This is a genomic window from Neorhizobium huautlense, from assembly GCF_030811685.1.
GTDB classification, from domain to species: Bacteria; Pseudomonadota; Alphaproteobacteria; order Rhizobiales; family Rhizobiaceae; genus Neorhizobium; species Neorhizobium huautlense_A.
Genome location: NZ_JAUSRF010000009.1, coordinates 1 through 26,065 on the forward strand (window position 1 = coordinate 1; position 26,065 = coordinate 26,065).

General features: G+C 58.9%; 29 protein-coding genes and 1 tRNA gene. 17 read left to right on the forward strand and 13 right to left on the reverse strand.

What is annotated here, in order from left to right; translation table 11 throughout:
- Positions 1 to 143: 143 nt before the first annotated feature.
- The 4 genes from J2T09_RS14260 to J2T09_RS14275 all read right to left on the reverse strand — a co-directional run bounded on the left by J2T09_RS14260 (position 144) and on the right by J2T09_RS14275 (position 4,677).
- Positions 144 to 1,283 (reverse strand): porin, encoded by a 1,140-nt coding sequence (locus J2T09_RS14260; RefSeq protein WP_306835659.1) that lies wholly within the window; start codon positions 1,281 to 1,283, stop codon positions 144 to 146.
- Positions 1,284 to 1,547: 264 nt separating this feature from the next.
- Complete coding sequence (locus tag J2T09_RS14265) at positions 1,548 to 2,687, reverse strand: porin (protein ID WP_306835661.1); 1,140 nt, start codon at positions 2,685 to 2,687, stop codon at positions 1,548 to 1,550.
- A gap of 575 nt (positions 2,688 to 3,262) precedes the next feature.
- A tRNA-Ser gene (locus J2T09_RS14270) sits at positions 3,263 to 3,352 on the reverse strand.
- A gap of 104 nt (positions 3,353 to 3,456) precedes the next feature.
- Positions 3,457 to 4,677, reverse strand: coding sequence for an NAD(P)/FAD-dependent oxidoreductase (locus tag J2T09_RS14275; protein ID WP_306835663.1), 1,221 nt, complete (start codon positions 4,675 to 4,677; stop codon positions 3,457 to 3,459).
- 229 nt (positions 4,678 to 4,906) lie between these two features.
- On the opposite strand from J2T09_RS14275, the gene J2T09_RS14280 reads away from it, so the two are divergent.
- Positions 4,907 to 5,257 (forward strand): hypothetical protein, encoded by a 351-nt coding sequence (locus J2T09_RS14280; protein WP_306835666.1) that lies wholly within the window; start codon positions 4,907 to 4,909, stop codon positions 5,255 to 5,257.
- A 99-nt stretch (positions 5,258 to 5,356) separates the two neighbouring features.
- Entirely contained in the window at positions 5,357 to 6,478 is a 1,122-nt protein-coding gene (locus J2T09_RS14285) for a pyridoxal phosphate-dependent aminotransferase (RefSeq protein WP_306835668.1), read from the forward strand.
- 250 nt (positions 6,479 to 6,728) lie between these two features.
- Here J2T09_RS14285 and J2T09_RS14290 read toward each other — a convergent pair whose 3' ends face one another.
- A complete protein-coding gene (locus J2T09_RS14290; RefSeq protein WP_306835670.1) occupies positions 6,729 to 7,004 on the reverse strand; it encodes an SEL1-like repeat protein in 276 nt (91 codons plus the stop codon).
- A gap of 527 nt (positions 7,005 to 7,531) precedes the next feature.
- Between J2T09_RS14290 and J2T09_RS14295 the strand changes: the two genes are divergently transcribed.
- Together J2T09_RS14295 and J2T09_RS14300 are read left to right on the forward strand one after the other, a co-directional pair.
- Entirely contained in the window at positions 7,532 to 7,867 is a 336-nt protein-coding gene (locus J2T09_RS14295; RefSeq protein ID WP_306835672.1) for a DUF2147 domain-containing protein, read from the forward strand.
- 154 nt (positions 7,868 to 8,021) lie between these two features.
- Positions 8,022 to 8,183 (forward strand): hypothetical protein, encoded by a 162-nt coding sequence (locus J2T09_RS14300; protein ID WP_306835674.1) that lies wholly within the window; start codon positions 8,022 to 8,024, stop codon positions 8,181 to 8,183.
- Here J2T09_RS14300 and J2T09_RS14305 read toward each other — a convergent pair.
- Positions 8,180 to 8,503 carry a hypothetical protein gene (locus J2T09_RS14305; RefSeq protein ID WP_306835676.1) on the reverse strand — a complete coding sequence of 108 codons (324 nt, stop codon included), beginning with the start codon at positions 8,501 to 8,503 and terminating at the stop codon, positions 8,180 to 8,182. The two genes, J2T09_RS14300 and J2T09_RS14305, sit on opposite strands and share 4 nt — an antisense overlap.
- 221 nt (positions 8,504 to 8,724) lie before the next feature.
- Here J2T09_RS14305 and amn point away from each other — a divergent pair, with 221 nt between their 5' ends.
- From amn to vapC, 3 genes are read left to right on the forward strand one after another with little or no spacing between them, the layout of a single operon-like run.
- Positions 8,725 to 10,224 (forward strand): AMP nucleosidase, encoded by a 1,500-nt coding sequence (amn, locus tag J2T09_RS14310; RefSeq protein ID WP_306835678.1) that lies wholly within the window; start codon positions 8,725 to 8,727, stop codon positions 10,222 to 10,224.
- A 60-nt stretch (positions 10,225 to 10,284) separates the two neighbouring features.
- Positions 10,285 to 10,515, forward strand: a complete 231-nt coding sequence (locus J2T09_RS14315; RefSeq protein ID WP_306835680.1) for a type II toxin-antitoxin system VapB family antitoxin — start codon at positions 10,285 to 10,287, stop codon at positions 10,513 to 10,515.
- Positions 10,512 to 10,901 carry a type II toxin-antitoxin system VapC family toxin gene (vapC, locus tag J2T09_RS14320; RefSeq protein WP_306835686.1) on the forward strand — a complete coding sequence of 130 codons (390 nt, stop codon included), beginning with the start codon at positions 10,512 to 10,514 and terminating at the stop codon, positions 10,899 to 10,901. The genes J2T09_RS14315 and vapC overlap by 4 nt, the downstream gene beginning before the upstream one ends.
- Before the next feature lie 7 nt (positions 10,902 to 10,908).
- On the opposite strand, the gene J2T09_RS14325 is transcribed toward vapC, so the two are convergent.
- Positions 10,909 to 12,264, reverse strand: a complete 1,356-nt coding sequence (locus J2T09_RS14325; protein ID WP_306835688.1) for an aspartate aminotransferase family protein — start codon at positions 12,262 to 12,264, stop codon at positions 10,909 to 10,911.
- Positions 12,265 to 12,346: 82 nt separating this feature from the next.
- Between J2T09_RS14325 and J2T09_RS14330 the strand changes: the two genes are divergently transcribed.
- Both J2T09_RS14330 and J2T09_RS14335 read left to right on the forward strand, forming a co-directional pair.
- The gene (locus J2T09_RS14330; RefSeq protein WP_306835690.1) at positions 12,347 to 13,681 is read left to right on the forward strand and encodes a glutamine synthetase family protein; all 1,335 of its coding nucleotides are present in this window, start codon (positions 12,347 to 12,349) and stop codon (positions 13,679 to 13,681) included.
- 29 nt (positions 13,682 to 13,710) lie between these two features.
- Positions 13,711 to 14,274 (forward strand): YdcF family protein, encoded by a 564-nt coding sequence (locus J2T09_RS14335; RefSeq protein WP_306835692.1) that lies wholly within the window; start codon positions 13,711 to 13,713, stop codon positions 14,272 to 14,274.
- Positions 14,275 to 14,295: 21 nt separating this feature from the next.
- Here J2T09_RS14335 and J2T09_RS14340 read toward each other — a convergent pair whose 3' ends face one another.
- From J2T09_RS14340 to J2T09_RS14350, 3 genes are all read right to left on the reverse strand, one after another.
- The gene (locus tag J2T09_RS14340) at positions 14,296 to 15,000 is read right to left on the reverse strand and encodes a DUF3592 domain-containing protein (protein WP_306835693.1); all 705 of its coding nucleotides are present in this window, start codon (positions 14,998 to 15,000) and stop codon (positions 14,296 to 14,298) included.
- A 179-nt stretch (positions 15,001 to 15,179) separates the two neighbouring features.
- Positions 15,180 to 15,665: a hypothetical protein gene (locus tag J2T09_RS14345; RefSeq protein WP_306835698.1), complete on the reverse strand. Its 486-nt coding sequence runs from the start codon at positions 15,663 to 15,665 to the stop codon at positions 15,180 to 15,182.
- 154 nt (positions 15,666 to 15,819) lie between these two features.
- Positions 15,820 to 16,725: a diacylglycerol/lipid kinase family protein gene (locus J2T09_RS14350; RefSeq protein WP_306835701.1), complete on the reverse strand. Its 906-nt coding sequence runs from the start codon at positions 16,723 to 16,725 to the stop codon at positions 15,820 to 15,822.
- 305 nt (positions 16,726 to 17,030) lie between these two features.
- Here J2T09_RS14350 and J2T09_RS14355 point away from each other — a divergent pair, with 305 nt between their 5' ends.
- Together J2T09_RS14355 and J2T09_RS14360 are read left to right on the forward strand one after the other, a co-directional pair.
- A complete protein-coding gene (locus tag J2T09_RS14355; RefSeq protein WP_306835709.1) occupies positions 17,031 to 18,239 on the forward strand; it encodes an MFS transporter in 1,209 nt (402 codons plus the stop codon).
- Between the two features lie 118 nt (positions 18,240 to 18,357).
- Positions 18,358 to 19,374, forward strand: a complete 1,017-nt coding sequence (locus J2T09_RS14360) for a zinc-binding alcohol dehydrogenase family protein (protein WP_306835710.1) — start codon at positions 18,358 to 18,360, stop codon at positions 19,372 to 19,374.
- Between the two features lie 58 nt (positions 19,375 to 19,432).
- Here the strand turns inward: J2T09_RS14360 and J2T09_RS14365 are convergent, their stop codons facing one another.
- The gene (locus J2T09_RS14365; RefSeq protein ID WP_306835712.1) at positions 19,433 to 20,053 is read right to left on the reverse strand and encodes a L,D-transpeptidase; all 621 of its coding nucleotides are present in this window, start codon (positions 20,051 to 20,053) and stop codon (positions 19,433 to 19,435) included.
- Between the two features lie 181 nt (positions 20,054 to 20,234).
- Here J2T09_RS14365 and J2T09_RS14370 point away from each other — a divergent pair, with 181 nt between their 5' ends.
- Positions 20,235 to 20,432 carry a type II toxin-antitoxin system VapB family antitoxin gene (locus tag J2T09_RS14370; protein WP_306835718.1) on the forward strand — a complete coding sequence of 66 codons (198 nt, stop codon included), beginning with the start codon at positions 20,235 to 20,237 and terminating at the stop codon, positions 20,430 to 20,432.
- Positions 20,429 to 20,797 carry a PIN domain-containing protein gene (locus J2T09_RS14375; RefSeq protein ID WP_306835720.1) on the forward strand — a complete coding sequence of 123 codons (369 nt, stop codon included), beginning with the start codon at positions 20,429 to 20,431 and terminating at the stop codon, positions 20,795 to 20,797. The genes J2T09_RS14370 and J2T09_RS14375 overlap by 4 nt, the downstream gene beginning before the upstream one ends.
- Before the next feature lie 40 nt (positions 20,798 to 20,837).
- Here J2T09_RS14375 and J2T09_RS14380 read toward each other — a convergent pair whose 3' ends face one another.
- Positions 20,838 to 22,502, reverse strand: coding sequence for an electron transfer flavoprotein-ubiquinone oxidoreductase (locus J2T09_RS14380; protein WP_306835722.1), 1,665 nt, complete (start codon positions 22,500 to 22,502; stop codon positions 20,838 to 20,840).
- A gap of 246 nt (positions 22,503 to 22,748) precedes the next feature.
- Between J2T09_RS14380 and J2T09_RS14385 the strand changes: the two genes are divergently transcribed.
- The 4 genes from J2T09_RS14385 (at position 22,749) to J2T09_RS14400 (ending at position 25,150) form a co-directional block, all read left to right on the forward strand.
- The gene (locus J2T09_RS14385) at positions 22,749 to 23,537 is read left to right on the forward strand and encodes an SDR family oxidoreductase (RefSeq protein WP_306835728.1); all 789 of its coding nucleotides are present in this window, start codon (positions 22,749 to 22,751) and stop codon (positions 23,535 to 23,537) included.
- Positions 23,538 to 23,729: 192 nt separating this feature from the next.
- Entirely contained in the window at positions 23,730 to 24,437 is a 708-nt protein-coding gene (locus J2T09_RS14390) for a hypothetical protein (RefSeq protein WP_306835730.1), read from the forward strand.
- A 75-nt stretch (positions 24,438 to 24,512) separates the two neighbouring features.
- Positions 24,513 to 24,716 carry a hypothetical protein gene (locus tag J2T09_RS14395; RefSeq protein ID WP_306835731.1) on the forward strand — a complete coding sequence of 68 codons (204 nt, stop codon included), beginning with the start codon at positions 24,513 to 24,515 and terminating at the stop codon, positions 24,714 to 24,716.
- Between the two features lie 80 nt (positions 24,717 to 24,796).
- Complete coding sequence (locus J2T09_RS14400; RefSeq protein ID WP_306835734.1) at positions 24,797 to 25,150, forward strand: NINE protein; 354 nt, start codon at positions 24,797 to 24,799, stop codon at positions 25,148 to 25,150.
- Positions 25,151 to 25,158: 8 nt separating this feature from the next.
- On the opposite strand, the gene blaOXA is transcribed toward J2T09_RS14400, so the two are convergent.
- Positions 25,159 to 25,986, reverse strand: coding sequence for a class D beta-lactamase (blaOXA, locus tag J2T09_RS14405; protein ID WP_306835740.1), 828 nt, complete (start codon positions 25,984 to 25,986; stop codon positions 25,159 to 25,161).
- Between the last annotated feature and the right edge of the window lie 79 nt (positions 25,987 to 26,065).

Here is a 26,065-nt window from a genome sequence, read left to right on the forward strand (position 1 = left end):
ATCTCGAGAGCCGTCTGTTCGGGAGCAGGTTTCTTCAACATGACCCAGTGAATCACAAAACCCCTGGACCAGCCAGGGGTTTGTCAGCAGTCTGACGCCCGCGGAGATGATCCGCGGGCTTGTTTGTCTCTTGCGAGATCAGATTAGAACGAACGCTGCAGACGCAGGAAGCCGTCCCAACGATCACCGTCGCCGAGACCGCCGAGGTCAACGTCGACGTCGGTGTAGTTGACGGTTGCCTTCAGGTTCAGGTTCGTGGTGATTTCGTAGTCAGCCGTGACACCAACGCGCCAAGCCGAACCACCGGCGTAGTCGCTGACAGTCGGGATGATGTTATCCCAGTACTGAGCACCCGGAGTGATCGAGAGCTTGTCGGATACCTTGATGGCGTATTCTGCACCGATGCTCCACTCTGCGTAATCGTAATAGTACGACGGGCCGAAGGAGTAGATGCCGATAATACCGAGGGTGCCCGGACCAAGTTCAGCCGTCAGCGTGGAAGCGATAACGCCGTCTTCATTGTCAAATTCGTATGCGCCAAACAGATCAATCGATACGCCGCCGAACTTGCCGGCGATCATGGCGTTGATACCGATAGCGTCGTCACCACCGTTTTCTTCGGTCTTCCAGCCGTCGAAGAAGGCGTCAGCCTGAACGTAAGCCTGGAACGCACCGCCGTCGAAGGTGTAACGAATCGAGTCGTTCAGGGTCATGCTGTCAGCCCGATAACCGAGACCGTCAGTGGCTCCCAAAAACGCACGAACAGCCGCCATGGTGTCGGACGTTCCGAGCGGGCCACCGTCAGACAGAACGGTTTCGCCCGGAAGGCCGGTATCGAAGTAGTTGTAGAAGTGACCGACGCGGAGGCCACCAAGTTCGATGTAGGTTTCATCAAGAGCGAAGCCACCACCGTTGTTGCTGTTACCTTCGATATTGATAACGGACGTCAGCGTTCCGAGTTCGGTATCAGACTTGGCTTCGAAAGCCAGCTTGCCGCGGGTATTGGTCAGATAACCACCATCCTGATCAATATCGCGGAAAACAGCAGGCTGACCATCGATGTCGAAGTCGGAACGACCATTGACCTGAACGCGAACATAGCCGCTGATCTTGAGGCAGGTTTCCGTACCCGGGATGTAGAAATAGCCGGTGCCGAACGCGTCGCAGACGCGCACGTATTCCATGGGTTCCGGTTCGGCAGCGACGATCGCGTCAGCCGCCTGGGCGCCGGAAACGGCTGCCAGTGCAGCTGCGGAGCCGAGAAGAAGGCTTTTGATGTTCATTGGTCATTCCCCGATTGGCGAGTCATTCTTACGAGGTTCAACGTACATGTGCATAGTTTGCTTTCAAGCAAATCCATCATTGCTAATGCGTCTCGCCATATAGTTGCGGTACCCGAGTCACTTTTATGTCACAACTCATTACGGGGGCAGCATCGGCACTGCGCGCTGCATACCTCCCTGCGAAGTAGTCTTTACAGCAGGAAGCATCAACACAGAAAAGCCCGGCCAGAGGCCGGGCTTCCCGATCAAACCTGAAAGGTCAGATTAGAACGAACGCTGCAGACGGAAGAAGCCGTCCCAACGGTCGCCGTCGCCGAGACCGCCGAGGTCAACGTCAACGTCGGTGTAGTTGACGGTTGCCTTTGCAGTCAGGCCGTCGGTGATCTTGTAGTCAGCCGTTACGCCAACGCGCCAAGCCGAACCACCAGCGTAGTCGTTTGTGGTCGGGATGATGTTATCCCAGTACTGAGCGCCCGGAGTGATCGAGAACTTGTCGGTTACTGCGATTGCGTATTCTGCACCGATCGTCCATTCTGCGTAATCGTAGTACAGCGAAGGACCGAAGGAGTAGATGCCGAGAACGCTGAGCTTGCCCGGGCCGAGGTCAGCCGTCAGAGTAGAAGCGATAACGCCGTCTTCGTTTTCGAATTCGTATGCACCGAACAGGTCGACAGATACGCCACCGAACTTGCCAGCGATCATTGCGTTGACGCCGATAGCGTCGTCGCCACCGTTTTCTTCAGTCTTCCAGCCATCGCCAAAAGCGTCAGCCTGAACGTAGGCCTGGAAAGCGCCGCCGTCGAACGTGTAACGAACGGAGTCGTTCAGGGTCATGCTGTCAGCGCGGTAGCCGAGGCCGTCAGTTGCACCCAGAGCCAAACGAACAGCCGCCATGGTGTTAGACGAACCGAGCGGGCCGCCATCAGAGAGAACAGTTTCGCCCGGCAGGCCGGTATCGAAATAGTTATAGAAGTGACCGACGCGCAGGCCGCCCAGCTCAATGAAGGTGTCCTTCAGAACGAGGCCACCGCCGTTGTTGCTGTTGCCTTCGATGTTGATGACGGAAGACAGAGTGCCGAGCTCGGTGTCGGACTTTGCAGAGAACTGCAGCTTGCCGCGGGTGTTGGTACGATAACCACCGTTCTGGTCAGCCGAGCCAGCAGCGAAAGGCAGGCCGTCGATGTCGAAGTCCGAACGGCCATCAACCTGTGCACGAACGTAACCACCGATCTTGAGGCAGGTTTCGGTGCCCGGGATGTAGAAGTAGCCGGTGCCGAAAGCGTCGCAAACGCGGACGTATTCCATGGGCTCAGGTTCAGCAGCAACGATAGCGTCGGCAGCCTGTGCGCCAGATACAGCAGCGAGAGCTGCTGCGGAGCCGAGAAGAAGGCTCTTGATGTTCATGTTTGACCTCCAGTCAAAGTTACATAAGGGTCTGGGTTCTTATAGCTGAAGGACAGCATTCCCTGCCCCATCCCCGTCGGTATTCGAAAACGTGCGATCCACCGCCGCGCTTCCGAGAGTGAAAATACAAGACCGCGCGGGCCAAGCAATCCTGAACTGGGGGAATTGCGGAAGATCATGCCCGCTTCCAATCACGCTGTTGCGGAAAGGCCACAAAACGGCTGTTGAGGATCGTTCAATTTTTACAAATCCTTAACAATTGGCCCGAAACTCAGGCACTTAGCCGCCCAAACACCAGCTGGCCGACCTGTGGAGAAGCATGGAATCGCGGCCGTACCCGGTAAATTCGGAGGTGATTCCACAAAGTCTGCACCCTGCAATTTCAGAGGCGACGGGCAACAACCCGCCATTTGATGCAGCCGACAGAATCGATAGGGGAATCGAAATCAGCTGGTCGGCGCAGTCCGCCCGTGAACACGCAAGGCCGTCCCTTGGAAGGAAGTAGCCGCAGTGAACACATGGCTCGACCGAGGCGAACATGTTCAGGATATCGATGTCAGGGGAAATTCGTTTGATGGCGGAGAGGATGGGATTCGAACCCACGATACCCTCTCGGGTATACTCCCTTAGCAGGGGAGCGCCTTCGACCACTCGGCCACCTCTCCGGTGAGGTGGTGATTATTCGGGAAGAATCGCGATTGCAAGGTCTTTTCGCAGCCGCGGTCACATTTCCTTATAATAGGGGCGGTTTTCCACGCCCCTAAAAGGGTCAACCAAGCAGAAGCTTCAGGTCGGCGCTCGAATCGGCCAGCACGTCGCGATTCGGTTCGCGGCCCTGGTCAAGCAGCCGCTTGCCGGTCGCATAGGCCTTTGCGTCATTGATGGCATCCACCGCCACAAAGCGCCCTTCTTTAAAATACCAGACGGAAACGCTGCCCGGCCGCGCGCCCTCGCGCAGTACCGTCTCATCGAAACCGAGATTGAAGCCGGCAATCTGCAGCTTCACATCATACTGATCCGACCAGAACCATGGCTTCGCATCATAGGCGATGTCTTGGCCCGTCATCACCACGGCTGCGGCTTCCGCCTGATCGATGGCGTTCTGCACCGATTCAAGCCGAACGCGTTCGCCGCGCCACGGCAGGCTGGCGCAATCGCCGACCGCGAAGGTGGACGGATCGGATGTGCGGGCGAATTCATCGACAATGATGCCGTTGCCGACATCAAGCCCGCAATCGCTTGCCAGTTGGTCATTGGCGGAAACGCCGATGCCGACGATGACGGCGTCAACCTCGATGACCGTGCCATCGGAAAGTTCGGCAGCGACGACACGCCCCTCTTTGCCGATCAGTCGCTTGAGGCCGGTGTTTTCGAGAATGGTGACACCATGCTCCTTATGTATGTCGCGCATGATGGCGGCCGTCTCGGCGGAAGCCACGCGCTTCAGAATACGGTCGGCCATTTCGATCAGTGTCACGTCGAGGCCAAATTTCCTGGCAACCGCGGCCGCTTCCAGCCCGATATAACCGCCACCGATGACCAGCAGGCGACGGCCTTCCTTCATCTCCTTTTCGAGAAGATCGGCATCACGCTTGGCGCGCATCACGTAGACGCCGTCGAGATCGCCTCCGATTTCAGCCGGGAGTGTGCGCGGTGTGGCGCCGGTCGCCAGAACCAGCGTTTCATAAGAGACGATGGAGCCGTCCTGCAGCTTCACTTCTTTTTTGGCGCGGTCGATCCCTTCGACAAAGGCGGAAAGGCGCAGATCGATCGCGTTTTCGGCAAACCATTCCGGCACGCGCAAAAGCAGGCGGTCGAATTCCATTTCGCCCGACAGATACTTTTTCGAAAGCGGCGGACGCTGATAAGGCGCCACGTCTTCCGCGCCGAGCATGGTGATCGGTCGCTCATCCTTCAGCGCCCTCAGCTTGGCGGCAAGCGCCAGCCCCGCCTGCCCTGCCCCGACGATTACCAGCCTGCCTGCAGTCACGTCATGCCCTCTTTATAATAGGAGCCCGCCGGATGCGGGCGCGCGACAGGGGTAAAGCCGTGTTGCAATGCCGTCAACAGAGGAGCACCGGCATCAGCATTTCAGCGCAAGTGATGTGCATCCGCACGGGGTTTGAGGCCGCTCATTCAAATTTTACCGATGCGTTTCAATATGCATCAGCGGAAACGCCGTAGACTGCTCGTATAAAGAAGACCCAAGGGAGGGTCTGATGCCGACGATTGCGCCCGATATGACCAATATTCCGCGTGACAGGATTTACGAACAGTTCGAGGTCGACAGGCCGGCCAGAATCATTTTTGTCGAGCACCACCTTTCGACCAAGCAGAACCTGCGCTGCCTGATCAGAACAATGTCGATCTATGGCGCCGAGCTGGAAGTCAGCCCCTATTTGGCTGTGCCCAGCCATTTCTTTCTGGAAATTCTCGGCATCCGCGACGAGATCGGCTGCACGCTGATCCGTCGCGAAGAAGAAAAGGTCACGATCGGCTTCAACATGCTGATCGACCCGGAATTTCTGCATCACGTGATCCGCCTCGGGTTTGAAGCCGACCACTGGTGATTGTTTCAAATCGACAGATCGCCACGGCGGGCGAATGACCTTGCACGGTCGTGAATTGCACCTATTGTGTGCCGGTTTTTGCCCAACCGGAATTCGCTCATGTCTGACCCGTCGTCCTTTTCGCGCTTCACGCCGCTGATCCAGAGCCTGCCCGCCACCGTGCCCTTCGTCGGACCGGAAGCGATCGAGCGCAATCGCGGGCTGATCGTCAAGGCACGGATCGGCGCCAATGAAAACGGTTTTGGCCCCTCGCCCGCCGTTATCGCGGCGATTGCCGAAGCAGCGACGGATACCTGGAAATACAATGACCCGGAAAATTTCGAGCTGAAGGCAGCACTGGCTGCGCATCTCGGCATCCGATCCGATAACATCGCCATCGGCGAAGGTATCGACGACCTGCTGGGCCTGATCGTGCGCATGGTGATCGAGCCCGGTTTTCCGGTCGTCACATCGTTTGGCGCCTACCCCACCTTCAATTTCCATGTCGCGGGTTTTGGCGGGCGACTGGTGACGACACCTTATATCGATGACCGCGAGGACCTGAACGGCCTGCTCGATCTCGTTCGTCGTGAAAACGCGCCGCTGGTCTATTTTGCCAATCCCGACAATCCGATGGGCAGCTGGCACAAGGCCGACGATATCGTCGCCTTCGCCAAGGCGCTTCCGGAAACCTGCCTGATGATCCTCGACGAGGCCTATTGCGAAACCGGCCCGGCAGATGCCACCCCCGCCATGGCCGCCCTCATCGACATGCCCAACATTTTGCGCACCCGCACGTTTTCCAAAGCCTACGGGCTTGCCGGTGCGCGTATCGGTTATGCGATATCAACACCCGGCACGGCGCAGGCTTTTGACAAGATCCGCAACCACTTTGGCATGGCGCGTATCAGCACGGCGGCGGCGCTCGCTGCCCTGAACGATCAGGCCTATCTGACGAAGGTAATCGGCGAGATTGCCGCCTCGCGCGAGCGCATCGCAAAGATCGCCCGCGACAATGGTTTGTTGCCGCTGGCCTCCGCCACCAATTTCGTTGCCGTCGATTGCGGCCGCGACGGTGCTTTCGCCCGCGCCATCGTTGACGGTCTGATGGATCATGGCGTGTTCATTCGCATGCCGGGTGTTGCGCCGCTCAACCGCTGCATCCGCATCAGCGCCGGCACGGAAAAGGACATGGCGCTTCTGGAAGCGGCATTGCCGCAGGTTCTGAAGACGCTGGGCTGATTCCCAAAACGAAAAACCGTGCCGGCCTTGTTCCTGCCGGTCACGGTCTCGAATGAATGACGTCAACGGCTCTTGGGTGGCCGCTTGGTGACGTCGACTTTTGTTATTCTTTGAATGCAAAATGCCGTGGCCTGCGGCGTCCTTGTGCGTCCGTCATGGCGCGCAAGGACGCCGCAGCATTTTTAGGGCTGGCAAGTCGTATTCTTCGAAAACCGTTCATGGCTTTCGGGTCGCTACAGCGACACATGCATCAATGCATGGTCATCCAGTCGCGGGCAGCGCGCAGAGCAAGCGCGATTTCGGTCTTGCTCATCTGGTGGGACAGATCGGCACGCAGCTCGGCGGCGCGATCGGAACCCTTGATGGCGGCGATGTTCAGCCACTTGTGGGCGGAAACGAGATCCACCGGGCAGCCACGGCCGGTCGCATACATCAGGCCCATGTCGCAAAAAGTTTCGGCGCGGTCGGCTCCGCCCATCTGGGCGGCGCCGGCCAGTTCGGTTTCATGCATTTCAAAACGTGCCATCTGACTTAGTCCCTGTTTTGTTCGTCGTTGTCGTTGCAGTCCCTGTTTTCATCTGCCCTCGTGGGGCCCCGACGATCACCGTTCGAGCGGCTTTTTGATCTCTCGGGCGGCAGGTTTTCCCTGCTCGTTTGATGCCCCCAATATGCCATCGGGATTTCAAAATTCGCCTAAAATGCATGCTTAATTCGATGCAAACAAAGTCCAAACGCTTGGTAAACTTGGTTTTTTGTTAAACATCGCATTCCCTGCCAGACAGGCGATCCGCATAAAAATTTACGAAAATTTCATGTGACAAAATTGACTCTTCGTTCACCAAGGATTCCGTTGCGAAATCGGGATCATGTGGAAAGACGTCGAAATCAGCCGCCTTTCACGAAGCAATTTCAGCTTTGAAAACCCGTCGATCCTCGCAGTTTACCTTTACGTGCGCGTAAGCTAAATTGGCTTTGCTTGCGGTTCATCAATCGCCGGCGGGAGGAACATGCCGCTTGTCGTTTTATACGCGCGGCCTTGAGGAGGAGATTTTGATGAAACGTTTCGTGCTTTTCGCAGGGCTGATGCTCGGCGCATCCGGTGCAATGGCTGCCGAACCGATCGAAGGCAACTGGAAGACGGCGAGCGGCGAAACCGCCCAGATCGCCAAATGCGGCGGCGCGTTCTGCGTGACGCTGAAGACCGGCAAACATGCCGGCAAGCAGATCGGCAAGATGGATGGCAAGGGCGATGCCTATAGCGGTCAGATCACCGATCCCGCCAACGACAAGACCTATAGTGGCTCCGGCGCCGTCACCGGCAATTCGCTCAAGATGAAAGGCTGCGTCATGAAAGTCCTCTGCAAAACGCAGACCTGGACGCGCATTTGATCTCGTGACCGCAGGCGGGCACTGTGGAGGCGGTGCCCGTTAACGCTTCTGAATGCCGGATGAACCCGCATCTCAGAGACCATTCAGCCTGATGGCGACACTATGGCCCCAATCCGTCAAACAAGGCCAAATCCGTCAAACAAGGGGTGACAAGATGACCATCATCGCAAGACGCATGACGATCCTGACCTTGGTCATGGCCGTATTCGCCCTGTCGTTTTCGGCTCTGGTCTCGCATCACGGCAAGGGTTCGATCTCGCGCCTCAATGCGCAGGCGCTTTGCAGCGGGCAATATGGCTGCACGGCGCAGCTCTAAACACGGTCGGCGACATAGATGATACTGCCACCATCCTCGACACGATCGATGGCAACGACATCATGGAGGTTGATCGAACGGCTTTCCAGCGACGCCGTCAGATGGGCATCGCCGCTGATCTCCTTTTGCACCGCCGCCATGTCCTCAGGTGTCTGATCCGGAAAACGCGGCAATTGCGGATCGACGTTTGACGACTGTGCAACATGCACGACGGTCACGCCATCGCCGCCGGATGCGGATCCAAGCGGAGTGAGTGCCTCCGCACTGGAAGGTGCTTTTGGCGCGAGCGCGGCCATGGATACGGATGATACGAACTTCATCAGCCTGTTCCTTCTCATAGGCCCGGCACAAACGGCGGGCTCTGAAAATCGAACGAGGCATACGGCCGGCTGTTCCACCGGAAATCCGGATTTCGCAGCGGCTGACGCAGACTTGATGTTCCATCACGCAGGCGTCAGGTCGTAAAACGGATCCGGCTCTCAGTCATAATCCATCGAACAGGTGTCTTCCGCTTGTGACGCTGTGCGTATTATAGTGTTGCATGAACAAACGGATAAAGACGCTTCCCCCCATGACCTGCATCTCCCCCGCTGCCGCCGAACGGCAGGTTTTCGACGATGCCGAACAGGCCGTCGATGCCCTCATCGCTCTTTATGAACGCAACACCGCCTTCCTGATCGACGCCTTTCAGGCGCTCGCCAAGGGCGCACCGGTGGAAGGCCGTTACCGCGCCTTTTATCCGCAGGTCAGCATCGAAACGACGAGTTTCGGCCATGTGGATTCGCGCCTTTCCTATGGTCACGTTTCCGCGCCGGGCATCTATACGACCACAGTCACCCGCCCGAAACTGTTCCGCCGATATCTGGTCGAACAGCTCGAGCTTTTGATGCGCAACCATCATGTGCCGGTGATCGTGTCGGAATCGACGACGCCGATCCCGCTGCATTTCGCTTTCGGCGAAGGCGCGCATGTGGAAGCCTCCGGCTCGAGTTCGCTCGCCGATTACCCGCTGCGCGACCTCTTCGACACGCCGGATCTCAATAATACCGACGACCTGATCGCCAATGGTGAATATGAGGCGCTGCCGGGCGAACCGGCGCCGCTTGCGCCATTCACCGCTCAGCGCATCGATTATTCGCTTGCCCGCCTTGCCCATTACACGGCAACCGGCGCCGATCATTTCCAGAATTTCGTGCTGTTCACCAACTACCAGTTCTATATCGACGAGTTCACCAACTGGGCGCGGGAACTGATGGCCAATGGCGGCGAAGGTTACACAGCCTTCGTCGAGCCGGGCAATATCGTCACGCCGGCCGGTGCCGCTTCCGCCCCGGAAGCCGTCGGCCGCCTGCCGCAAATGCCGGCCTATCACCTCAAGAAGGACGATCATTGCGGCATCACGCTGGTCAATATCGGCGTCGGACCGTCCAATGCCAAAACGATCACCGACCATATCGCCGTTCTGCGCCCGCATGCCTGGCTGATGGTCGGCCATTGCGCGGGCCTGCGCAACAGCCAGCGTCTGGGTGATTATGTTCTCGCACACGCCTATATGCGCGAGGACCATGTGCTGGATGACGACCTGCCCGTCTGGGTGCCGATCCCCGCTCTTGCCGAAGTACAGCAGGCGCTGGAAGGCGCGGTGGAAGAGATCACCGGTTTCGAAGGTTTTGAGCTCAAGCGGATCATGCGCACAGGCACGGTCGCCACGATCGACAACCGCAACTGGGAACTGCGCGACATGGCCGGCCCGGTCAAACGCCTGAGCCAGGCCCGCGCCATCGCGCTCGACATGGAATCGGCCACGATCGCCGCCAACGGTTTCCGCTTCCGCGTACCCTATGGCACGCTGCTCTGCGTGTCCGACAAACCGCTGCATGGCGAATTGAAACTGCCGGGCATGGCGACGGCCTTCTACAAGACGCAGGTCAGCCAGCATCTTAAGATCGGCATCCGCGCCGTGCAGAAACTGGCGGAAATGCCGACGGAAACGCTGCATTCGCGCAAGCTGAGAAGCTTCTACGAGACGGCGTTCCAGTGACATTGCCGGCATGGCGCTCACTGTGTATGATTTCATAAATTCATACACAGTGAGATAGTCATGCGCACCAATATTGATTTGGATGACGACCTGATCGCTGAAGCGATGGAGCTTGGTGGCCTTTCGACAAAAAAGGCTGCCGTCGATCAGGCCCTCAGAGAGTTTGTCCGCACCAGAAAACAGTTGCGCGCGATCGACAACCTCGAAGGCATCGGCTGGGATGGCGACCTCGACGCATCCAGAAGCAATTCACTCCGATATGGCAACTGGGGCTTTCAGGAGGGCGAATGATTGTCGCCGATAGCTCCGTCTGGATCTCGCTCTTTCGCAAGGACGATGTCGAAGTCGCCTCGAAACTGAGATCATTGATCCCTGACGGGGTTGTTCTGCTTGGCGACATCATCGTCATGGAAGTGCTTCAGGGTGCTCGCGATGAAAGCCAGGCACGCTGGATAGAACAGAACTTTCGAGACTTTCCTGTCGTCTCCATGCTGTCGCCGGCACTGGCGATCAAAGCCGCCGCCAATTACCGGAAACTGCGCAGCGCAGGGATTACGGCCAGCAAGGCGCCCGATCTCATCATCGGCACCTATTGCATCGAGCACGGGTATAAACTGCTTCAGAGAGACAAACACTTCCTCTTCATGGCGGAATATCTCGGCCTGCAGCTCGCCTGATCAGGCATCAGCCCATCCTCATCTCGCGCAGATGGTCCAGCCCGCCGCGCAGCTTTTCGATCATCTCGTCCACTTGCGCATGGCTGATGACCAGCGGCGGCGAGGCCAGCATGCGGTCGGATGTGGCACGCATGACAAGCCCGTTTTCCAGGCAATGGTTGCGCACCAGAACACCGGCATCGTCCGGCTTGGCATAACGGCGGCGCGTCGCCTTGTCGGGAGAAAGCTGAAGCCCGCCCATCAGCCCCACCACCTGCGCCTCGCCAACCACCTCGTGATCTTCGAGGCTCTTCCAGGCCTTTGCGAAATACGGGCCGATATCGTCGCGCACGCGGTCCACCAGTCCCTCGTTCTCAAGAATGGCGAGATTGGCAAGCGCCGCCGAAGCCGCCACCGGATGGCCGGAATAGGTATAGCCGTGATGGATTTCCTCTTGCGCCAGAACATCGGCCACGCGGTCACTGATCAGCACGCCACCGATCGGCAGATATCCTGATGACAGGCCCTTGGCGATCGGCGCCATGTCCGGTTCGACGCCAAAATGCTGGTGGCCAAACCACTGTCCGAGACGGCCGAAACCGCAGATCACCTCATCGACGATCAGCAAAATATTGCGCGCCTTGCAGATGCGGGCGATCTCCGGCCAATAAGTGGAGGGCGGCACAATGACCCCGCCCGCCCCCTGCACCGGTTCGGCGACGAAGGCGGCCACCTTGTCCTCGCCAAGCTCATCGATCTTGGCTTCCAGTTCGCGCGCCATCTTCAGCCCGAACTCTTCCGGGGAAAGATCGCCGCCCTCGGCAAACCAGTAGGGCTGGCCGATATGGTGGATGCCCTCGATCGGAAGGTTGCCCTGTTCGTGCATCAGTTTCATGCCGCCAAGCGAAGCGCCTGCGACGGTGGAGCCGTGGTAACCGTTGCGGCGCGCAATCACCTGCACCTTTTCCGCTTTCCCTTGAGCCTTCCAGTAGACGCGTGCGAGGCGAAACCATGTGTCGGTCGCTTCGGAACCGGAATTGGTGAAAAACACGCGATTGATGTTTTGGCCGGCATGTTCGGTCACCTTCTGGGCCAGCAGCGTCGCGGACTCGGTCGTGGTGCCGAAAAACGTGTTGTAATAGGGCAGTTCCTGCATCTGCCGCGAGACGGCTTCGGTGATCTCGGTGCGACCGTAACCGACATTGACGCACCACAGGCCCGCAAAGGCATCGAGATATTTTTTGCCCGCACCATCGAAAATATAGACACCCTCGCCGCGGGCGATCAGCCTTGCGCCCTTCTCGTTCAGTTCCGTCATCTTATTGAACGGATGCATGTGATGAGCGGCATCGATGGCGGCGAGATTGGACAGGTTTGCGGTCACGGCGGGCTCCGTCTCATGATTGTGCGGATGATTCTTAATTGCTACCAACGGGTCTCCGCAACAGTTGACCGACGGTTTTCGCATGGCTTCCGACACCCAAAATTCCCGCATCGAGATCCTGATCGTCGGCATGAACGGCGATCTGCGTGGAAAACGCATCCCCGCGGACGCCGCCGACAAGGTCTGGGCCGGAGCCGTGCGCCTGCCCACCTCGACGCAATCACTGGATATCTGGGGCGATGACAATGACGACATCACCCAGTTGTCGCTGGCACTGGGAGACCCCGATGGCACCTGCATTCCCGATCCGCGCAGCCATGTGGCCATGCCCTGGGCGCCGGAAGGATCGACACAGGTGCTTGCGACCATGCACGAACTCAGCGGCGAGCCCAGCTTCATGGACCCGCGCGCCATCCTCGCCTCGGTCGTCGCCAGATATGAAGCGCGTGGGCTAAAGCCGGTCGTTGCTACCGAGCTGGAATTTTATGTTGTGGAGGATGACTGGCGCGAGACCGGGAAGCCGCAGCCGCCGAAGCGCCTGTTGTATCGCGATGAACCGAACGGCTTTCAGCTCTACGACATGCGTGCCACCGATGCGCTCGATGATTATCTCGAAACCGTGCGCACTTATCTTGACGCCATGCACCTGCCGGGCGACGCCACCACCGCCGAATTCGGCCCCGGCCAGTTCGAAATCAACCTGAAACATCGCGCCGATGCGCTGGCCGCTGCCGACGATTGCCTTTACCTCAAGCGCGTGGCCGAACAGGCCGCGAAAAAACACGGGCTGAAATCCACCTGCATGGCCAAACCCTATGGCGAACATGCCGGTTCCGGCCTGCACGTGCATGCCAGCATTCTGGACGCACACGGCAAAAACATCCTCGATGCGCAGAGTGGCGATCCGACGCTGCTGAAATCCATCACCGCCGGCATGCTTTTCACGATGCGCGATGCGCAACTGATCTTCGCACCGTTTGCCAATTCCTACCGCCGTTTTCAGCCCGGCTCGTTCGCGCCGGTCGATATCGACTGGGGCATCGGCCATCGCGGCACGGCGATCCGCCTGCCGGAAACAGATGGACCGGGCGCGCGTATCGAACACCGCGTCGCCGGCGCCGATGCCAATCCCTATCTGCTCTTGGCGGCCATATTGGGCGGCATGCTGCTGGGGCTGGAAAACACGCTCGATCCCGGCCCGATGACCGAACCGGGCAGGCAAGTGCCCGCGGGCACGAAAAAGCTGACCCATGATTTTCTCACCGCCGTCGAGGATTTTTCAGCCTCGCCGTTCATCCGCGATGTTTTTGGCGCGCGATACCAGAAGCTTTACGGCGATACCAAGCGCAAGGAGGCGATCGCTTACCTGCGCACCGTCAGCGATTTCGATTATCGCACCTATCTGCCGCGCATCTGAAAGCATCCGACATCGCCATGAAAACTCTGATGAAACGACTGACGATTGCCGCCTCGATCGCATCCGTAGCCGTGATTGCCGCTGTCACGGCCATCATCGCCGATGGGCTGAACGATCGCACCGGCCCGGCAGATGTCGCCGTCGTGCTGGGCTCCAAGGTCATGCCGGATGGCACGCCCTCTCCCCGCCTGAAAGCCCGGCTCGATCGCGGCGTCGAACTTTACCGGGACAATCGCGTGGCCTTCGTGCTGGTCAGCGGCGGCACCGGCAAGGAAGGGTTTAGCGAAGGCCTTGTGATGCGCGATTACACGGTGGCTCAAGGCGTGCCGCGGGATCGCGTCATCATGGACGAGTTTGGCAATACCACGCGCGCCACGGCGGAAAACGCCGCGCGGATGATGCAGGCGCGCGGCCTCACCACAGCCATCGCCGTCTCGCAATATTTTCACATCACCCGCACGCGCATGGCCCTCAACGACGCCGGCATCGGACAGGCGGGGTCTGCGCATGCCCGGATCTACGAACTGCGCGACCTATATTCGATCGCGCGGGAAATACCGGGCGTCATCACATACTGGCTGGGCTCGCGCTGACGCGAACCCGGCCCAATCCCCTCACGCCATCTCCGGCAAAAACCCCGTATCCACCCAATGCCGTTTCGGATTTTTCGGGTCGATGCGCACATTCAGCTGTTTCTGTGTCACATAGTCCGTCGGATCGAACCAGACATTATCGCTGGCGAACACATGCACCTTGCTCGTTGCCGGATCCTGCCACTGGCACATGATCCGCCAGGGATGGGTGCCGTTGATCTCGATCGAGCCATTACGCTCGACGCCCTTGAAATCCGCCAGTATCAACTGGCCATTCGCCTGAAGGCTGCGCTTGCGGGCTCCGAAAAACAGGCCGTAGGCAATGATGCCGCCACCAATCAGGAAGAAGACCGAACCGAGGCCACCGGCGATCAGCACTCCGCCCCAGAGACTGAAAAAGCCTTCGATCCGGGCTGCGTCCGGTTGATCGGCCGGATAAAGAACCTGCACCGTCTCGCCACGCGAATAGGCGGGCGGGTTGCTGCTCCAGCTGGTGACAAAGGTGCGTTCCACGCCATCGGCAGCGGTAAAGCGCACCACCGGCTTGTAGCTCGTTGAATCGGACGAACGCGACCGCTCGAGATCGATCACCACACCTTCACTGCGTGCTGCCGATGCCACGAAGCTGCTGGTCGAGACATAGAACCAGAGCGCCACGGCAAGAGCCGCCGCGCCAACCACGGTGAAGGAGATCTTGATGAATTTCAGAGCAAATCCCGGAGACATGAATGTTTCGCTTTCAATATAAACAACCCATGGAAAAAGCCCGGCCGGCATAACAGCCGGGCCGGGTTTCCTCGAAAGCCGAGACACAAGAATATTTCGCGGCTGGCACTCGAAATAGCGCAGCCCGCACCGGGTTCAATTCTCAGGGTATTCTTACCCCGGCACTGGTGCAGAGGCGCTTATTTCACGCCGAACAACAGGGCCGACACGATCTGCCCATGGGCGCGCACTGTAAATGCATCCGTCCGTGCTTCGCGCACCGCCAGCCTTTCGGCGGCTTCCGCCGGTGTTTCCATCAGTTCCGCCAGCAGGCGTTTGGCACGCAGCTTCTCGGCGGAGACGATGGTGTCGATGGCAATAGCGCCATCGCCGAGATCGGTCTGGATGACAAATTCCTGCGGTGGAAAATTGTCGCGCGCCTCGGTGATCAGGTCGACCAGCGCGATATGCCAGACCTGTCGTCTCGGCATGCGCGGATTACGGCGCGCAAGATCGCGCGCCTTGATGTCCAGCCGGCGGCAATGGTCTGGGCGAGAAGCGAAAACTGCGGTAATTCCGGCCTGTGCGTCATCACAACTGGCCGAGAACTGCGGAATTTCGAACACGAAATCCGCCTCCAGCACAGCTGCGCCGGTCGAAAACATCGAATTATACGCGATACCCATACACTCAAGCCCGTTCATTCGGACAGGAAACGGGGCGGTCATGCCCCTGCCTGATCAAAGCCCCCAAAGGGATAGGCGGAAGGCTAGGCCCGGTGGCTTAAGAGGGTCTTAAATGCGGCTATCAGTTTTCATCTAGTGACCGGCGCGGGCACGATCAGACCGCCTGTGGCGCCACCAGAACCTTCAGTTCGCCGGCATGGATCTGAAGATGCACATCGCGCGCCATCGGCAGAAGTTCACCGTCGATGACGCAGCGCACATCATGTCGGCTTTTGGGGAAATGCAGTTCGATCGATGTTGCCGTCATCGCGGTCACGGCCGGGTTTTCCTTCAGTCGCCCGCGCAGGATGTCGAGAAAAAGCTTCATCGCGGTCGGCGGCGTCAGCGGTGCGGCGAGATAGAAACCCAGTTTCCCGCCGGTCAGATCGTCCGCATACATCAGCGCATCGCGGCCGAATTCGTTGTTGGAGACGGAAATGGCGGAAACCTTTTGTCGGGCGTTCTGCTCTCCCGTCCTGAACTCCACCTCGAAAACAGGCGGATTGAACACCACGCCAAGGGCTGCGCGTGTGCTGGCCCGGATCTTTCCCAGCCGCGAGGCAAAATTCATGGAATCCCGGTAGCGCACCATCCGGGAATGCATGCCGGCGGAAAACTGGTGAATGAAGGTGTGGTCATTGGCGCTGGCGATATCGACATTCAGCACCTCGCCCTTGGCCAGAACATCGAGAACCGACCAGATATCGAGCGGCAGTTTCAGCGAACGGGCAAACAGGTTCATCGTGCCGGCCGGCACCACGCCGAGCGCCAGTCCGTGCCGCCATGCGATCGCGGCTGCCGCCGAAATAGTGCCGTCGCCGCCGCCGGCGATCAGCCCCTCGACACCGGCTTCATCGGCCGCCTTTTCCATGGCGTCGATAATCTCCTTGCCGGCCACGACGCGACAATCGATCTCATGCCCAGCGGCGCGAAAGATATTTTCCGCACGCTCGGCATAGGCCTCCATGTCGGTGGTGCGAAAAGTGCCGCCGTCGCGGTTGAAGATGGCTACGAGCTTCATGGATGTCTTTCGGATATTGGGCGGATAATTGGCCGGAGCGATAACGAGCCAGCAGGAAATTGGTTGCGTGACATGCACTTAGCAAGATGTTGGCTGACAAAAAGCTGACTTGCAAAGAAACCACACTTTTGCGTGAACGCAAAAACTCGATTCGTTCTGCACTACCGCCGCGCGAAATCATATGTTAGCGTTGCATCAAGATCATTTTGATGATCTACACCTCCAGCGCGGGCAAGCCGGTTTCCGGTTTCGCCCGTTCTTTTTGCGTTTCGCAACCACCCTGAAAAACATGACCGATTTTCCGCATGCATGAGCCCGCATCCGTTCGCGGCGAGGTTTTGGCTTTGTCGCCGCTCGCCATCATCCTCATCGAGATCGCCCTTGCCGTGGGAGGGTTCGGCATCGGTACCGGTGAGTTCGTCATCATGGGCCTGCTGCCCGAGGTTGCCGAGACCTATCAGGTCAGCGTGCCGGTTTCCGGCCATGTCATCAGCGCCTATGCGCTCGGTGTCGTTGTCGGCGCACCGATCATCGCCGTGCTCGCGGCGAAAATGACGCGGCGCGCCCTGCTGCTGTCGCTGATGAGCGTGTTTGCCATCGGCAACATTCTGAGTGCCATGGCGCCGGATTTCTACACATTCACCGTGCTGCGCTTCATCACCGGCCTGCCGCATGGTGCCTATTTTGGCGTTGCAGCACTGGTTGCCGCCTCGATGGTGCCGCCCAACAAACGCGCCCGCGCCGTCGGCCGCGTCATGCTCGGCCTCACCATCGCCACGCTGGTCGGCACGCCGATCGCCAACCTGCTCGGCCAGTGGCTGAACTGGCGCGCCGCCTTTTATCTGGTGGGCGGCATCGGCGCCCTCACCGTGGCGCTCCTCTGGTATTTCCAGCCGCGCGACAAAGTGTCGGAAGGTGCCAGCATCAAGCGCGAACTGTCCGCCTTTGCCCGTGGCCAGGTCTGGCTGACGCTCGGCGTTGCGGCTGTCGGTTTCGGTGGCATGTTTTCGGTGTTTTCCTATATCGCGCATACGACGACGGAGACCGCCGGCATGCCGGTCGCCATGGTCTCGGTCGTGCTCGCGCTTTTTGGCATCGGCATGAATGTCGGCAATATCGTCGGCTCACGCCTCGCCGATGTGTCGCTGACCGGCACGATCGGCGGCACGATGATCTTCAACATCGTCGTCATGACCGTGTTCGGCATGGCGGCGCAATATCCGGTCATCCTCTGCCTCTGCGTTTTCCTGATCGGCTGCGGTTTTGCCGCAGGCCCGGCGCTTCAGACCCGTCTGATGGATGTCGCAGCCGATGCGCAGACACTGGCCGCCGCTTCCAACCACTCCGCCTTCAACATCGCCAATGCGCTCGGCGCATGGCTGGGCGGCCTGGTCATCGCCATGGGCTGGGGTTTTGCCGCCACCGGTTATGTCGGCGCCTTCCTTTCGGCAGGCGGTTTTGTCGTTTTCCTCGCCTCGATGGCGCTGGAAAGGAAAACGACTGCTGCCGCCTGACATTGACAAGACTGGGATAAAAAGCCGCGTATGGCGGGACCGATAGGCCCGCCACATGCCTTGCACCCTTCCCGCCCGCACGCCATGTTCTCCTCAGCACAGATCGAGGACAAGAAACATGCGCGCCGTCGGCTTCAACCAGAACCAGCCCATCACATCGGAGACCGCCCTTCTCGACATCGACCTGCCGATGCCGGAAGCGACGGGTCGTGACCTTCTGGTCGAGATCCGGGCCGTGTCCGTCAATCCCGTCGATACCAAGACGCGCAAAAATGCCGTGATCGAACCCGGCCAATACAAGGTGCTGGGTTACGATGCTGCCGGCGTGGTGAAGGCGGTCGGCCCCGGCGTCAAAATGTTCCAGCCCGGTGACGAAGTCTATTATGCCGGTGCGATCAACCGGCAGGGTACCAACTCCGAGTTTCATCTGGTTGATGAGCGCATCGTCGGGGCCAAACCCAAGACATTGAGCTTCGAGGAAGCCGCCGCCCTGCCGCTGACGGCGATCACTGCCTACGAGGCTTTGTTCCACCGTATGAAGGTTCAGGACAAGGTGCCGGGGGCATGGAACGCCGTGCTGCTGATCGGCGGTGCGGGCGGCGTCGGCTCGATCGCCATCCAGCTGTTGCGCGAACTGTCGGACGTAACGGTGATCGCCACGGCATCACGCCCGGAAACGCAAAACTGGGTGCGCGAGCTCGGCGCCCATCACGTCATCGATCACTCCAAGCCGCTTGCACCCCAGATTGCCGACATGGCAATCGGCCAGCCGGGTTTCGTTTTCTCCATTACCCAGACCGACCAGCATCTGCCGGACGTGCTGGAACTGATCGCGCCGCAGGGTCGCTTCTCGCTGATCGACGATTCCTCCGAAGCCATCGACTTGCGCCCATTCAAGCGCAAATGCCTGTCGGTGCATTGGGAAATGATGTTCGCGAGGCCGGTCTTCCAGACGGCGGACATGATCGAACAGCACAAGCTGCTCACCCATGTGTCAGAACTGGTGGATGCCGGAAAAATCCGCACCACCCTGTCGGACGTGCTCGGCCCCATCAACGCGAAAAACCTGCAAAAGGCGCATGCGCTGATCGAAAGCGGTACGACCCGCGGCAAGCTGGTGCTTTCGGGCTTCTGAAACGAAAAAGGCCCGCCGGGCTGATCGGCGGGCCTCGTTCAAAATCTCGGCGATATGATCAGGCCACGGCCTGAATGACGACGACACGTGCGCCGGTCTTGACGCGGTTATAGAGGTCGATGACGTCGTGGTTCATCATGCGGATGCAACCGCTCGACATGGCATGGCCGATCGAGGACGGCTGGTTGGTACCGTGGATGCGGAAATGCGTGTCGTTGCCGCCGCGATAAAGATAGATGGCGCGGGCACCGAGCGGATTGTTGGGGCCACCCGGCATGCCGCCGGCGAGCTTGCGATAACGCTCTTCGCGGCGCTGCATGTTGGCGGTCGGGGTCCATGACGGCCATTCGGCCTTGCGGCCCACATAGGCGCTGCCGGCAAGCGCCAGACCGGCCTTGCCGACGCCGACGCCGTAGCGCATGGCGCGGCCGCCGCCCATGATGAAATAGGCGCGACGTGCCGGCGTATCGACGACAATAGTGCCCGGCGCATAATTGGAGGCATAAGCCACTTCCTGACGGCGCAGTTCGGGAGCGATCTTGTCGATCGGCACCTGCTTCATCGGGAACTGCTCGTTCGGGAGCGCTGCGTAATTGGTCTGGTGATTGACTGTCGTGGCACTGCATCCGGCGAGGAACAGCGGCAGGCCGAACATCAGGCCGCGGCGGGAAATCGACATGAATTGTGTCCTTGGTGAGTCGAGAAGATGTCCAAGGATTAGAAAATCATGGTTAATGATCCGCTAAGGAAAACTACCCTGTCAGCGATTTGTTAATGTGTGGGGCAGTGCAGCGCTGTCGTGTGCCCGTATTGTAACGCTTTCCGGGCAATGGTAATCTTGTTACGAACGGAGGCTTGCCATGCAAACGACGGTAACGATCGACGACGATCTGATCGCTGATGCCAAACAGTTCACCGGAATTCAGGAAACGTCCGCGGTTGTCAAAATGGCCTTGACCCGTCTTGTCCAACAAGAGGCCGCCCGCCGGCTGGCTCTTCTTGGAGGAACAGAACCGGACTTCAGGGCGGCATCTCGCTGGCGTTCAGACGACGCGTGATACTGGTCGATACGGTAATATGGGCTGATCATTTCGGCAAACCGGATGCGCGCCTCATGGGTTTGCTTGAAGAGGATGAAGTCCATATCCATCCTCATATCATTGGCGAACTGGCGTTAGGAAATCTGCGCCAGCATGATATTGTTATCGGCTATCTGCAACGCCTACCGCAATCCGTGGTCGCCTCGGATAAAGAGGTACTGGCGACGATACGACTTCATCGGCTATCCGGCTCGGGTATCGGATACTCAGACGCCCACATCATGGCATCAGTATTACAAAGCCCCGGTATGTTGCTTTGGACCCGCGACCGGCGGCTGAATGCCGTTGTGCATCGCTTTGGACGCGGCTGGACGTCGGATTGATCATTGATCAAAAGTCTCCCGATCCGGGTCATCCGCTCCCTCACATATTCTGGTACACCGGCCCCTCCGCGCCCTGCGGCGGCACCCAGTTGATGTTCTGGTTGGGGTCCTTGATGTCGCAGGTCTTGCAGTGCACGCAGTTCTGCGCGTTGATGACGTAAACCTCCTCGCCATCCTTCTCGACCCATTCATAAACGCCGGCCGGACAGTAACGCGTCGAAGGCCCGGCATAAACGTCGTGTTCCGAGCGCTTCTGCAGGTCCATGTCCTTCACATGCAAATGAACCGGCTGGTCTTCCTCATGGTTTGTGTTGGAAAGAAACACCGAGGACAGGCGATCGAAGGTCAGAACGCCATCCGGCTTCGGGTAATCGATCTTTTTATGCAGCTTGGCAGGCTCTAGGCTCTGCGCATCCGTCTTGCCGTGTTTCAGCGTGCCGAACAGCGAGAAGCCAAACAGCTGGTTGGTCCACATGTCGAGGCCGCCGAGCGACACACCCAGCACCGTGCCGAGTTTCGACCACAACGGCTTGACGTTCCTTACCCGCTTCAGGTCCTTGCCGATCGGGCCATCGCGCCATTCGTTTTCGATCTCGACCACTTCGTCATTGGAGCGGCCGTTTGCAATCGCTTCCGCCAGCTTGTCGGCCGCCAGCATGCCGGAGAGAACAGCGTTGTGAGATCCCTTGATGCGCGGCACGTTGACGAGACCGGCGGAACAGCCGATCAGCGCGCCGCCTCGGAATGTCAGTTTCGGCACCGACTGATACCCGCCCTCGGTGATCGCACGTGCGCCATAGGAAAGGCGCTTGCCGCCTTCGAAGGTCGGGGCGATGGCCGGGTGTGTCTTGAAGCGCTGGAATTCCTCGAACGGGTAGAGATAGGGGTTCTTGTAATTGAGGTGCACGACAAAACCGACTGCCACCTGATTGTCTTCCAGATGGTAGAGGAAGGAGCCGCCGCCGGTCTTCATGTCCAGCGGCCAGCCGAACGAGTGCTGCACGAGACCTTGTTTATGGTTCTCCGGCTTGACCTGCCAGAGTTCCTTGATGCCGATGCCGAATTTCTGGACGTCGCGATCCTTGGACAGATCGAATTTCTGGATCAGCTGTTTGGCCAGCGAGCCGCGCACGCCCTCGCCGATCAGCGTGTATTTTCCGAGAAGCTCCATGCCGCGGGTAAAATTCGGGCCGGGTTCGCCATTCTTTTCGATGCCCATGTCACCGGTGGCGACGCCGCGCACCGCACCGCTTTCATCGTAGAGCACTTCGGCCGCGGCAAAGCCGGGATAGATCTCGACGCCCAAGGCTTCCGCCTTCTCGCCGAGCCAACGACAGACGTTGCCGAGCGAGACGATGTAATTGCCGTGATTGTTCATCAAGGGCGGCATCAGGAAATTCGGCAGGCGGATCGAACCGGCCGGGCCGAGCAGCATGAAATGGTCGGCGGTCACTTCCGTCTTGAAGGGATGCCCCTCCTCCTCGCGCCAGCCGGGCAGAAGCGCATCGATGCCGGCGGGATCGACCACGGCGCCGGACAGAATATGCGCTCCGACTTCCGCACCCTTTTCCAGAACGACGACAGACAGGTCCGGGTTGATCTGCTTCAGACGGATCGCAGCGGACAAGCCCGCCGGACCGGCACCGACGATCACAACGTCGAATTCCATCGCTTCGCGTTCGGGAAGTTCTGTCGTCTCGGTCATGTCTCGTTCCCTCTTTTATCGCCGCCACATGGTATGTGGTCGTTTTCTTTGACAAAAGCCGCAAGCCTTGTCGACCCAGGAAAGCGACGCAGGCCATGCGTTTTCCGGCATGCGGCATCACACCATATTACGCTTACGTTTACGTAATACAAAACTCAAGACACGATACGGAAGTTCCTTTGCCTGATCCGACAGCCTGCCTATAACTGCATCACGTGATCAAAAGGCGATATGGAAGGAAGACAAATGGATCTCGGAATTTCCGGCAAGCGCGCCCTCGTGCTCGCCTCCTCGCGCGGCCTTGGCCTGGGCATCGCAACGGCCTTAGCGCGCGAAGGCGCAAATGTTCTTCTGGTCGGTCGTTCGGGTGAGAAGCTCGCTGAAAACTGCAAGGCCATCAACGCCGAAGGAAAAGGCAAGGCCGATTGGGTCTGGGGTGATCTGGCGGATGAAAATTTCGTGGAATCCATGGTCGCTGCCGTCAAGGAAAAGCTCGGCGGCATCGATATTCTGGTCAACAATACCGGTGGGCCGACGCCGGGCGTCGCCAGCGAGATGACCGTCGACAAGCTCTCCACCTTTTTCGAGACCATGGTACTGAAGGTGATCACGCTCACCAATACGCTTCTGCCGCAGATGAAGGAACAGGGCTGGGGTCGCATCCTCACCGTCGGCTCATCCGGCGTGTTCGAACCGATCCCGAACCTTGCGCTGTCCAATACACTGCGTTCGGCGCTAGTCGGCTGGAACAAGACGCTGTCAACGGAAGTCGCCAATTCCGGCATCACCGTCAATATGCTGCTGCCGGGCCGTATCCATACCGACCGTATCGATGAACTGGACGGCGCCAATGCCAAACGCCAGGGCAAGAGCGTGGAGGAAATCCGTGCCGCCTCGCTGAAGACGATCCCGGCCGGCCGTCTCGGCAAGGTCGAGGAATTTGCCGCCGCCGGCGCTTTCCTGTGCTCGGAACCGGCAAGCTATATCACCGGTTCGATGCTGCGGGTGGATGGCGGCGCGGCCAAATCCGTCTGAATGTAAAATACGACCCAATGTCAGAATAACTTCTGAACGGACCTCGCAATACTATGGCGCCGACATAAAAACATGCGCGGCGCCACAATCACCAAGCACTTCTCAAGTTTTACTTTAATTGCACTTCGTCAATTGATGATAGCTAAATCCGCATAATCTAATGGCTTTCCGATTATTCGATCGGAGACGTTTATGCTCGAAGAACTCTTCGGAGGAGGAAAGTCCTCTCCTCCGCCCAGCAACAATACCCAGCCGACGACACAGCCGTCATCGCCGCCACCTGCGTCAGAACCGACATCGGGCACCACCGAGCCGGTCGAGGACGAACCGGGGGAAGACGACATGGTGGTCGATCATGATGACGGCACCTATTCCCCGGCTCCGGTGACGAACGAAAACACCTCGGAAGAGGTGCGCAGCGAACCGGTCGCGTCGGAACCGGCCAACGAAGGCACAGACACGGACGCGCCAGATCAGGCCGCACCTCCCGTCGCCACGTCCCCTTCGCCTGCGCCTTCAGATGGAGATGAGACCGACGACGCGGATGGCGAAAGCGCATATCCTGCGCCTGTCGCGGCAGCACCTGCGCAGCCGGAGGAGGCCACGGAAAACGACACCGCTGCATCGACGCCATCAGCGTCAGCGACCAGGGCCGATCCCGTCACCCGCATCACCGATCTGATTGCCTCATATGAAAAGCTGCTGTCGGAACCGGAAGCCGATGACAACGAGGAGGCACGCACACGGGCAATGGAACTGGCGCAGAACCGCGTTCTCACCAGCCTGATCAGCAACCTGTCGACCTCGGATGCGCATGCCCTTCACACACCGCTCGATGACGACACCGGGACAGATCAGGTCTCGTTGATCACCCGATATTATGCCGAGGCCGGTCGTTGAGGCGACGCCATTTTCCGACATGACGAAAACAGGGCTGCACCTTATGATGCGGCCCTGTTCATTCGGGAGAAAACCATGCGCCTTGCCAGAATTGTGCTAACCATCATCGGTGTACTGATGGCGCTGATCGGCCTTGTCTGGGTCGGCCAGGGCACCGGCGCCTTCCCCTACCCGGCATCCAGTTTCATGATCAACCAGTCGCCTTGGATCTTGCGCGGCGTGATCGTCACCATCATCGGCGTGGCGATCGTCTGGGCATCGCGGCGCTTTCTGCGCTGACAGACAAACTTTCGACATGACCGGTTGAAATCCGGACGGCGGCGATATCTCTCCACCGACAAACACGAATGACGAGCATCATGAGCAACGAGAACATGGATCGCAGCCCTCCGCAACAAGCGCCGCGAGGACTGATCTACCGTCGCGCCAGCAAATCGATGCTGATCGCCTATCTGCTGGCTCTGCTTGGTGGCGCCGGCTGCCTCGGCTTGCATCGTTTCTATCTCGGTTACAAACGTACGGCACTGACGATGCTGGTCCTGACACTCGGCGCCATCCTGCTGCCGATGATCGGCATATACAGCGTGACGCTTACATGGTGGGTCGTCACCCTTTGGGTGCTTGTCGATCTTTTTCTCATTCCCAAGATGACGCGTGACCGCAATGCCGAAATCGCGGCCGAAATCGACCGCGAACTCGCAAACAGAAATTGAGACCGACTTCAGCGTTTATCGACGATCTTCGGCAGATCGCGGATCATGCTGTCGCGCACGGTAAAACTGATCGGCTTGTCGGTGTGGCGTTTCGTATCCACCAGCAGGCGGGCAAAGATGACCGATCGCGTCTGACCATGGCCCCAGCCGACGAACCAGCCGATCGGCCGGTTCGGATCCCATTTGCCGGCGCTGTTGCGCATGCTGCCGGAACCGGTCTTGCCGACGATGTGCCAATCGGCATTGCCCTTGAAGGTCGGCGCGGCGTTTTTGGTCTTTTCCACCGCCTCCGCCGAAATCGGCAGCTTGCCATCGAGGAAGCGCTTCAGAAACGCCACCTGCTCGTCCGGTGAAATTTTCAACGACGATGACAGCCAGGATTCAGTCAGCCCATCCGTGCCGCCCGGCCCGCCGGAAACATCCATGTTGCCGTAACCGAAACCGCGCACATAGTCGCCGAATGCCTTTTTGCCGAGCTTGCGGGTGATCTCCTGCGAATACCAGACGATCGAATCCGACAGCCAGATTTGAGGCATGGTGTCCTTCTGCTCGCGCTTGGACCGCTTATACTCGGCCTTATAGGGCCAGAGCGGCGCGGTCGAACTGGTCAGGATACCCGCGTCATATCCCATCATGGCCAAAGGCAGCTTGAAGGTCGATTGCGGATAAAAACCCTGGTCGCAGGTGCCCTTGCGCAGGATCGTCTCACCGGTCTTGGCGTCGATGATAAGAGTGCATTCCACCTTCTCAGTGGCCGATGCGCTGGAAATTGGGCTCAATGCGACGACAATGCCGAGTGACATGGCCGCCAGACAGGATCGTCTGAAAATCGTCATCAAAACTTTCTCCGTTTTGTTCAAGGCATTTCTACGGCCTGTTGCGAGCCCCAATCAAACGATGATATCTGCTGCGAGC

What these genes read in the sequence shown, in the direction of transcription:
- J2T09_RS14285 (WP_306835668.1), top strand. Translation starts at nt 5,357, where the DNA reads ATGTCTGACCCGTCGTCCTTTTCGCGCTTCACGCCGCTGATCCAGAGC.
- J2T09_RS14395 (WP_306835731.1), top strand. Translation starts at nt 24,513, where the DNA reads ATGCGCCTTGCCAGAATTGTGCTAACCATCATCGGTGTACTGATGGCG.
- J2T09_RS14350 (WP_306835701.1), bottom strand. Translation starts at nt 16,725, where the DNA reads ATGAAGCTCGTAGCCATCTTCAACCGCGACGGCGGCACTTTTCGCACC.
- J2T09_RS14295 (WP_306835672.1), top strand. Translation starts at nt 7,532, where the DNA reads ATGAAACGTTTCGTGCTTTTCGCAGGGCTGATGCTCGGCGCATCCGGT.
- J2T09_RS14305 (WP_306835676.1), bottom strand. Translation starts at nt 8,503, where the DNA reads ATGAAGTTCGTATCATCCGTATCCATGGCCGCGCTCGCGCCAAAAGCA.
- J2T09_RS14340 (WP_306835693.1), bottom strand. Translation starts at nt 15,000, where the DNA reads ATGTCTCCGGGATTTGCTCTGAAATTCATCAAGATCTCCTTCACCGTG.
- J2T09_RS14355 (WP_306835709.1), top strand. Translation starts at nt 17,031, where the DNA reads ATGCATGAGCCCGCATCCGTTCGCGGCGAGGTTTTGGCTTTGTCGCCG.
- J2T09_RS14260 (WP_306835659.1), bottom strand. Translation starts at nt 1,283, where the DNA reads ATGAACATCAAAAGCCTTCTTCTCGGCTCCGCAGCTGCACTGGCAGCC.
- J2T09_RS14365 (WP_306835712.1), bottom strand. Translation starts at nt 20,053, where the DNA reads ATGTCGATTTCCCGCCGCGGCCTGATGTTCGGCCTGCCGCTGTTCCTC.
- J2T09_RS14280 (WP_306835666.1), top strand. Translation starts at nt 4,907, where the DNA reads ATGCCGACGATTGCGCCCGATATGACCAATATTCCGCGTGACAGGATT.
- J2T09_RS14385 (WP_306835728.1), top strand. Translation starts at nt 22,749, where the DNA reads ATGGATCTCGGAATTTCCGGCAAGCGCGCCCTCGTGCTCGCCTCCTCG.
- J2T09_RS14360 (WP_306835710.1), top strand. Translation starts at nt 18,358, where the DNA reads ATGCGCGCCGTCGGCTTCAACCAGAACCAGCCCATCACATCGGAGACC.
- amn (WP_306835678.1), top strand. Translation starts at nt 8,725, where the DNA reads ATGAACAAACGGATAAAGACGCTTCCCCCCATGACCTGCATCTCCCCC.
- J2T09_RS14300 (WP_306835674.1), top strand. Translation starts at nt 8,022, where the DNA reads ATGACCATCATCGCAAGACGCATGACGATCCTGACCTTGGTCATGGCC.
- J2T09_RS14330 (WP_306835690.1), top strand. Translation starts at nt 12,347, where the DNA reads ATGGCTTCCGACACCCAAAATTCCCGCATCGAGATCCTGATCGTCGGC.
- J2T09_RS14345 (WP_306835698.1), bottom strand. Translation starts at nt 15,665, where the DNA reads ATGGGTATCGCGTATAATTCGATGTTTTCGACCGGCGCAGCTGTGCTG.
- J2T09_RS14370 (WP_306835718.1), top strand. Translation starts at nt 20,235, where the DNA reads ATGCAAACGACGGTAACGATCGACGACGATCTGATCGCTGATGCCAAA.
- J2T09_RS14400 (WP_306835734.1), top strand. Translation starts at nt 24,797, where the DNA reads ATGAGCAACGAGAACATGGATCGCAGCCCTCCGCAACAAGCGCCGCGA.
- vapC (WP_306835686.1), top strand. Translation starts at nt 10,512, where the DNA reads ATGATTGTCGCCGATAGCTCCGTCTGGATCTCGCTCTTTCGCAAGGAC.
- J2T09_RS14380 (WP_306835722.1), bottom strand. Translation starts at nt 22,502, where the DNA reads ATGACCGAGACGACAGAACTTCCCGAACGCGAAGCGATGGAATTCGAC.
- J2T09_RS14315 (WP_306835680.1), top strand. Translation starts at nt 10,285, where the DNA reads ATGCGCACCAATATTGATTTGGATGACGACCTGATCGCTGAAGCGATG.
- blaOXA (WP_306835740.1), bottom strand. Translation starts at nt 25,986, where the DNA reads ATGACGATTTTCAGACGATCCTGTCTGGCGGCCATGTCACTCGGCATT.
- J2T09_RS14335 (WP_306835692.1), top strand. Translation starts at nt 13,711, where the DNA reads ATGAAACGACTGACGATTGCCGCCTCGATCGCATCCGTAGCCGTGATT.
- J2T09_RS14290 (WP_306835670.1), bottom strand. Translation starts at nt 7,004, where the DNA reads ATGGCACGTTTTGAAATGCATGAAACCGAACTGGCCGGCGCCGCCCAG.
- J2T09_RS14265 (WP_306835661.1), bottom strand. Translation starts at nt 2,687, where the DNA reads ATGAACATCAAGAGCCTTCTTCTCGGCTCCGCAGCAGCTCTCGCTGCT.
- J2T09_RS14390 (WP_306835730.1), top strand. Translation starts at nt 23,730, where the DNA reads ATGCTCGAAGAACTCTTCGGAGGAGGAAAGTCCTCTCCTCCGCCCAGC.